At 60.9% G+C, this 3019-nt stretch carries 4 protein-coding genes; all 4 read left to right on the plus strand.

Features of this window, described 5'->3' with window-relative positions:
• On the plus strand, positions 1-512 hold a 512-nt coding region (locus ACYVDE_RS18795; RefSeq protein ID WP_460503081.1), incomplete at its 5' end, for an energy transducer TonB.
• Between the two features lie 14 nt (positions 513-526).
• Entirely contained in the window at positions 527-1021 is a 495-nt protein-coding gene (locus tag ACYVDE_RS18800; protein ID WP_460503082.1) for a TonB family protein, read from the plus strand.
• A gap of 61 nt (positions 1022-1082) precedes the next feature.
• Complete coding sequence (locus ACYVDE_RS18805) at positions 1083-2645, plus strand: hydroxymethylglutaryl-CoA reductase (RefSeq protein ID WP_460503083.1); 1563 nt, start codon at positions 1083-1085, stop codon at positions 2643-2645.
• Positions 2646-2789: 144 nt separating this feature from the next.
• The coding region (locus ACYVDE_RS18810) for a hypothetical protein (RefSeq protein ID WP_460503084.1) at positions 2790-3019 on the plus strand (230 nt) is incomplete at its 3' end.

Here is a 3019-nt window from a genome sequence, read left to right on the forward strand (position 1 = left end):
TGCGCTGGTTTGTGGCAGCGTTGGTGCTGGTGGTGGCGCAGGGCCTCACGGCGCGAGAGGCGCTGGCGCAGGTACAGGGCTGCGGTACGGGCGGGCCGGTGCCTGTGGCGGCCGGTGCCAGCCAACGAATCAGCAATGCCCAAACACCAGATTCTACTGCTGCTGATATGACTTCTGAGGCATCAGGAATAGTTTATGGTGCCGTGGTCGAACAAATGCCCAGCCTACATGGTGGCGGCAGTCGCGAGGTGGTGCAGTACATTCAGCAGCGAATTGTATGGCCGCGCAGCAAGGGCAAAATGATTCAGAAGCAAGGCCAGGTATTCGCTTCGTTCACAGTAGGCACGGATGGCCAGGTTAGCGATGCCCAAATTGTGAAAAGTCTGCACCCGCGGTTCGATGCGGAAGTGCTGCGCGTGGTGCGCCTACTGCCGCAGTTCAAACCGGGCAAACAAATGGGTGAGTCAGTAGCGGTAAGCTTTACCGTACCGATTACCTTCAAGCTCAAATAATTGGGGCCTCAACCATGCTTCTTCTCGATTCAGCAGCAACAACAGCGGCTTGCAGAAGCTGGCGGGCGGTGGCGGCGGTGCTGTTGCTGCCAGCGGCGGCGCGGGCCCAGCAGGTTCCGCCCAAAGCAGAGCCGGATTTATCGGACCTCGTTGTTCCTGCAACTGAACGGCCGCCCTTGGTACCACCTCCGAGTGGCGCTCATTTAATTCAAGCGCCTCAATACATCGATGGTGGCCAAAAGGGTATGATGCGCACCATCTATCAGCACCTACGTTGGCCACAAATAGGCAGGGTTGTATGCGTAGAAGGAAATGTGTGGGTCACTTTCGATGTGGGCACGGATGGCAAGGTGTATGATGCGCGAGTTGTTCGTGGCCTTTACCCTGATTTTGATGCAGAAGCTTTAAAGGCAGTACGCTCGCTTGGCACATTTATGCCTGGCGCTAATGCGACGACCAATCCAGCTACAATCTCCCTCACCATCCCTGTTCAGTTTAAAATTCGATAAAATTCCCCACCTTCACTTCTCAACGCACCTTATCCACCCAACTTTCACTCGCCCCGCCCCTATGGTCTTCACGCCCAGCCCCATGCTCCTCAAGCTGCTCTACACCCGCGGCAGCCTGCACAATCAGCCCGAGAATGCGGGCGTCGCCTTCAGCCTCAAAAACCGCCTCGATACGGTGAAGGTGACCGGCTTCACGAAGGTGCAGATTGACGACGTGGAAGTGCCGGCCGAGAAAATCCGGGTCGACCTGGGCAATGGCGAGCAGCGCGCCGCCACCGCCATCGATGCCGCCGCGCAGGCCGTGGAGCTGCCCGTGGGCCGCACCATCACGGTGCTGCTCGACACGCCTGCCCTGGCCGAGGGCATGCACCGCGTGCAGATGTGGTTTGCCACCGATGCCTTCGGCGACCTGCACGTGGAGGTCGAGGACGCCATTGTGGGCGTGGGCGCCTCCAAGGCCCGCATTCCGCGCTCCGAGGAAGATGACTACGCCGAGGCCGCCATTGCCGCCCGCCAGCGCTTCGCCGAAGACTTCACCAGCCAGGAGTTCAAACACCTCAAGCACTACTCCTTCGATGCCCACCAGCTGCAGGGCAACTGCGAGCATTTCATGGGCGTGGCCCAGATTCCGGTGGGCCTGGCCGGGCCGCTCACCGTGAATGGCGAGCACGCGCAGGGCGACTTCCTGATTCCGATGGCCACCACCGAGGGCACGCTCGTGGCTAGCTACAACCGCGGCATTCAAGTGCTGAACCTGTGCGGCGGCGTGAAGTGCACCGTGATTGGCGACGCTATGCAGCGCGCCCCCGTGTTCGTGTTCGACGATGCGCGCGGGGCCCGCGACTTCGGCCAATGGGTGGAAGACAACATCGACCAGATTCGGCCGCAGGCCGAAAGCACCTCCAGCGTGGCCAAGCTACAGTACATCGATACGTACCTGAGCAACAAGTTTGCTTACCTGCGCTTCAATTTCAGCACCGGCGACGCCGCGGGCCAGAACATGGTGGGCCGCGCCACCTTCGCCGCCTGCTCCTGGATTCTGGAGAACTACAAGGGCCCGAAAATCGAGCATTTCTACCTGGAATCGAACTTCGCCACCGACAAAAAAGCCTCGCAAATCAACGTCATGCGCACCCGCGGCAAGCGCGTGGTGGCCGAAGCCGTGGTGAAGCGCGACGTGCTGATGCAGCGCATGCGCGTAACGCCCGAGCAGCTGGCCTACCACGGGCAGGTGAGCAACGTGGGCGCCTTCATTTCGGGGGCTAACAACAACGGCGCACACTCGGCCAACGGCATCACGGCCCTGTTCATCGCCACCGGGCAGGACGTGGCCAACGTGAGCGAGTCCTCGGCCGGCATCCTGTATTCGGAAGTGAACAAGGACGGCGACCTCTACATCAGCATCACCATCCCCTCGCTCATCGTGGCCACCCACGGCGGCGGTACCGGCCTGGCCACCCAAAACGAGTGCCTGCGCATGCTGGGCTGCGTGGGCCGGGGCACGGTGCGCAAGTTTGCCGAAATCGTGACCGGCGTGGTACTGGCCGGCGAGCTGAGCCTGGGCGCCGCTATTTCGAGCTCCGACTGGGTGAGCAGCCACGAGCAGTACGGCCGCAACCGCTAAGTGCTAGTGGAATGGCACGGTGCTTGAAAAGCGCAATGCGTTATGTCAACAATGCCTTACTACCTGTATTTTTGACATCCTGTTAGTTAGTCGCTTTTCCTTATCATCGTTTCAGTAGGACTATTTGTGAAAATTACTTCTCTAATGCTTTTACTGGGTCTGGCCGTGGGAGGGCAGTCGGCCCGGGCCCAGGCCAGCCACGACGTAGCCGAAGCCCGCGTCCTCTACGCCCAAGCCAACCGTGCCCCCCAGGAAACCACCCTGCGCGCCGCCCTGAAAGCCCAAGGCTCGGGCTTTTTTGGCGATGGCAGCATGCAGCCGGGGGCCCTGCGCACCTTCGACGGCCGCTACCGGCCCGTGCCGGGCCTGCGCTA

The organism is Hymenobacter agri (assembly GCF_054778495.1).